We start from the raw sequence: 4,596 nt of genomic DNA, 5'->3' as shown, positions 1-4,596 counted from the left end.
TATCAGCCAACAAGTCTTCCAGTTATTGAAATAGCAAGCGCCGTATATAGAATTGAAGATGAAAAAATAGCAGAATATTGGATTCAAATTGATCGTGCGGGTATTGAAAAACAACTCAACCGCAATAAGAGTAATTAACATCTTTCGGGATGTTTACTTTTCTGAAAATGAAAAGTGTTTAGAAGCCATTTTAAAGTTCTCCGAGTCTTATAATCTTACTCCGCCACTATCAAAAGATTTTGGTGAGTGGTGGAGAAGAGCAGTTAATGAAATGACGAATAGAGATCTTCAATTATACTTTTTTGCTATCCGAGGTGCATTAAACAATGGACTAGGCTCTCGAAAAATAGTTTCTAAAATGTTTTCTGAACGAGAAAGACGTAAATCAGAGATAGACCAATCACTTTTCGTAATATAAATTATGTCTAACACTCTCGCTTGAGGGTGTTTTTAATTGAAAAGATTGCAATGAATGCAGATGAAAAAATAAAAGAAAACCATTTATTTAATTTGAATGACTATTTTTTATTTACTGGTACAACTACTGTAACTTTTTCGCCAATAAATTTGTTATCTTTTGAAGCACTATCAAAAACAAATTTTAATTCTTTGACACCTTCTAAACCTTCTTTTCCTAAATCAAAAATAACTTCACCTTTTTGTATTACTTTGCCAATAAATTCGGACTCGAAATGAGAAATTTCAACAATAGAATTGATTTGACGTTTTGTATCGGTAGTCATTTTCGCTGAATTTGGATAAAAACTTAAAGTATCATTAGATAAATTTTCTCCTGTTATAGATAGGATAAGTACATTTGTTTCGGCATCTGTATCAATCATTTTTGGATCACGCGCAACCAGTTTAGCTGTTTTCATGCCATCAATTGAAAATTCAACATCAGCACTTTTATACTTTTCAGTTGGTGCTTCATATAAATCAGTGATTGTATATGTACCTGCAAAATCATCTATTACTACATCACCAACATTCGCTTCTGTTAAATTATCTGCTTTATTGGCTTTACTTTCGTCTTTTATTTTAATGTCAGTAGAACCTGTTACAGCTTTTTCTAGTGAAGCCGCATACTTAGCAAATTCACTATCTTCCATATCGCCATTCATTTGTAATAAAAACTTTCCACTTTGATGAGTATGAGAATAAAACATAGGCCCTGAATTTCCTAATTCATCATAATAACTCTTTGCTTTTTTCAGATTTTCTTCATTATCGAATAAAAATATTCGTCCACCTGAATCATTACCAAGAGAAGGGATTAAAATTCTTTTTCCTTCTTTTCGGATATTTCCAAATTCATCATTTGGTAAGTCTGAAACTTCTCCTAGTTCTAGACCATCATCTTTAAAATGTTTAATTACATCATCTGTTGTTTTTGCTTGTACTTTTTGATGTTCTTCAGTTTTAGCACCATTCTCTTTTGGGTTATCTTCCTTTGATGAATCTGTTCCACATCCAGCCAATCCTAAACTTAAAACTAATGCTGCATTAAAAATTAATTTTTTTTTCATTTGTAAATCCTCCCTTTATATTACCATTCTAGGGAATTTGGAGGGAAAAGTACATATAAAAAAACAGACAACTGTGATGAACTGCCCCGTAAAAGTTAGATTGGTGTCTAACTTTTACGGGGCAGTTCATGATTAGTTGTCTGTTTTATCCGTTTCTATTCTGTTTAATTCATATGCCTTACAAGCCTCTTCCTTGTGCAAAGCCACATTTCTAAAATTGGTTAAACGAGCGTGATAGTCGGTATATTGGCAACATAAAATTGAGCTGTGAGATTTTATAATCGGGAGTATTTTAGCGAATTATTTAATAAAACTGTTGATTAATAGTAATCAAGAAAGCCACGTGTAGTAGGGTATGTTGTGCGGTGAAAAGAAAAAGGTCATTCTGTGAAAATTGTATAGGGAAAGTTATCCAGTAAAATTTATATGAGATAATATAAAAAAAGGTATAGAAATATTGGAGGAATAGTGAATGAAAAAGAACACAGAATACGGTTTTGTAGCTTTAGCAAAAGAGGAAAAGTTCATAATGAAAAGATTAAATGAATTTTTAGAACGTTATAATCGTATGTTTTCAAAAAGTAAAAACAAAGATTTACTCAAAGCAAGACTCCCGTTTATTTATAAACACTTTTATTTTAATTTAAATAAAGAAATGGGAGTATATATGGAGTTATATCCTAATCAAGATAATGAAGGGAAGTATAAATACTTAGAGTATAAAAATGTTGGATGGATATTAAAAGTTCGTATTCTTAATCATTTTCCTGGATATGAAAAAGGGAAAACTGAAGATTATATAAAAAATATTTTAGATGTAATTGGATTAGATTGTGTAACTTTATATGCCACTGATGTTGATGATTAATAAAACAAGTGGTTGTGAATAAGCGTCTAAAAGTAATAGGCAACTTTAGTTGAATAAGCCATAAAAGACCACCATATGATGGTCTTATTGTAAAAAAAGTGACCGACTTAACCGACTAAAAAACGACCGAAGAAAGATTATTAAAGATTTTCTTGTAACTTTATTGATTATTAATATTGATATTATAAAAAGTCTCTCATTTGAAAAATAAAAAAATGAGTGACTCTTTATTCATTCTTAAGAAAATTTCAGTCTCTGAAAGCATTTATTAATGCTTTTAAAAAGCAACCAAAGTAACAAAAAAGCAACCAAAATTCCAATTGATCATTATACGGAAATCTATGATTTCTTGAATTTTTCCCACTACAATGTAATCTATATCGATTATTCGTACACTTCCAATTGTTTTAGGAGGCGTTAATTCAAAATCTTGCTTTCGATCACTTTTCGCATAATTTGCCTTATTAATACGAATTGTTTTGTTGACCAAATCTACATCCTCTTGTTTTAATGCTAAAGCTTCACTCGGACGCATAACAGTAAAGGCAATTGTATAAATAATAGCACGGTAAACTATATTGGGATATTTATACTTCTCTTAGAAACTCTTTTAATTCCTCTGATTCTAAAAATAATTGTTCAACATCTTGGCCGTGTACTTGTTCTAATGTCATTTTCTTTTTGGGTACAAATGCTCCATCTACTGGATTAAATTCAATTAAACCGATTTCCTTTGCATAAGCGAACATCATCTTTGCTGCGTTTTGAATTCCTCGTAGAGTAAAATAAGCACATTCATTTTCAAATAAGTTATTAATTACTCCCTGATAACGAACCGTACTAATATTAATAATTTTATCGTTCGCTAAATATTTATTTAGAACAGATAAACAGTATTCTCTATATTTGACTGTAGTTTCTTTATTCCCTTTTAGACGATAGATATTCAACCATTGATTGCTAAACTCTGCAAAACGTATCTCTGGATTAAATGTAGATTGATGTTTTAGAGCTGCTATACCTTTCTTTACTTTTTCCTCTGCCTCTTTTTTGGTTTTCCCACGTCTAGTTATTTGTCTACGTTTGCCTGTAATAGGGTGATGAGGGCCTTCTCCAATACATCGACAAGTATGCTTGTCGATTCTCTCACAAAACATAAATTCACCTCTAATAAACTGTTACTCTTATCTTCCCATAGAAGCCGGTAAATTCATTGTTTCTCGCCGTTACAATATGAAACAAAGCGATGATTGTTTAAGTATTGTGTTAAACGCTTCAATGAAAATTCATATTCAACGTTAAACAATTCTTGAAGCTTCATACTGTTTGGGGCATATAATCATGATTAAAAAAACTGTTTCAAAATAAGTAAAAGAAAAAGCCGCAGCGTTTGCAGACGATACAGCAAACTAATGAACAATATGACGTTTTTGTTCAAAAAAATAAATCTGATAGAAATTCTCTATCAGACCCAAATTTTGAAAGCGATTATTGATATACATGCTAGAATCCCAAACTTTACAAATGGAATGGAAAGGATGAACGTTATTATATCCTCTAAAACTTTTAGAGCAAACATTAACAGCAAAACTACCGCAAATAATGGGATGATAACTGATAATGCATGAATCATGCCATCGTTGACAAAGATTGATTCGAACATATTTCACCAACTTTCTTTTCAACCAAATTATAGCATATTAGTAGATTTGAACTTCTTAACAATTAGTTTTCCTGCAATTAAGAGAAAATATAACTAAAAAAATCTAAAACACAATCTACAAGCGTTTCTCTATTACGGTAAATAATGAGTGAAATAACTGATGCTAAGCAAGTGATAGCAGATGATATTGAAGATATAGTGCCTACAGTAAGGTCATATAACGGTTTAGCAGCTATCATAAGTTCTTTTCCATAAGGGTCAGCACTATTATGCTTTTCCACAACATTATTAATTTGTGGTGTAGCTTCAGAAAAAGCAGCTTCAATTTTACTTGGAGTTACTAATGAAAGACCATGATCAACTATCAAATTAATGCCAACATATAATACTAAACCAGCTAATAGATTGTCAATAAAAATCTTTTAAATTAATAAACACTTCATGCTATACTAAAAAGCGCAACCCAAATAACCCTCCGAATTCAATTTGGAAGGTTTTTGTTGTATTTGAAAATGCTGTTACTACATAGTTTCTTG

The 4,596-nt window shown here is 30.9% G+C and carries 6 protein-coding genes; 2 read left to right on the top strand and 4 right to left on the bottom strand.

The annotated features are described in order from the left end of the window. On the top strand, nucleotides 1-138 hold a 138-nt coding region (locus AC1DCY_RS26865), incomplete at its 5' end, for an ester cyclase (RefSeq protein ID WP_477355654.1). A gap of 380 nt (nucleotides 139-518) precedes the next feature. Here the strand turns inward: AC1DCY_RS26865 and AC1DCY_RS26860 are convergent. Beyond that, the gene (locus AC1DCY_RS26860) at nucleotides 519-1,529 is read right to left on the bottom strand and encodes a hypothetical protein (RefSeq protein WP_477355651.1); all 1,011 of its coding nucleotides are present in this window, start codon (nucleotides 1,527-1,529) and stop codon (nucleotides 519-521) included. Nucleotides 1,530-2,001: 472 nt separating this feature from the next. On the opposite strand from AC1DCY_RS26860, the gene AC1DCY_RS26855 reads away from it, so the two are divergent. Then, on the top strand, nucleotides 2,002-2,397 hold the full coding sequence (locus AC1DCY_RS26855; RefSeq protein ID WP_477355648.1) for a hypothetical protein: 396 nt from the start codon (nucleotides 2,002-2,004) through the stop codon (nucleotides 2,395-2,397). 277 nt (nucleotides 2,398-2,674) lie between these two features. Here AC1DCY_RS26855 and AC1DCY_RS26850 read toward each other — a convergent pair whose 3' ends face one another. From AC1DCY_RS26850 to AC1DCY_RS26840, 3 genes are all read right to left on the bottom strand, one after another. Beyond that, nucleotides 2,675-2,887: a hypothetical protein gene (locus AC1DCY_RS26850; RefSeq protein WP_477355645.1), complete on the bottom strand. Its 213-nt coding sequence runs from the start codon at nucleotides 2,885-2,887 to the stop codon at nucleotides 2,675-2,677. A gap of 97 nt (nucleotides 2,888-2,984) precedes the next feature. Continuing rightward, the gene (locus AC1DCY_RS26845) at nucleotides 2,985-3,554 is read right to left on the bottom strand and encodes an Arm DNA-binding domain-containing protein (RefSeq protein WP_477355642.1); all 570 of its coding nucleotides are present in this window, start codon (nucleotides 3,552-3,554) and stop codon (nucleotides 2,985-2,987) included. A gap of 583 nt (nucleotides 3,555-4,137) precedes the next feature. Next, nucleotides 4,138-4,428, bottom strand: a complete 291-nt coding sequence (locus AC1DCY_RS26840; protein ID WP_477355639.1) for a hypothetical protein — start codon at nucleotides 4,426-4,428, stop codon at nucleotides 4,138-4,140. Nucleotides 4,429-4,596: the final 168 nt, after the last annotated feature.

The sequence above is a fragment of the Lysinibacillus sp. 10T31 genome (assembly GCF_056394365.1).
Note: the sequence above shows the minus strand (reverse complement) of the source record. Positions and strands in the feature narration are given on the sequence as shown.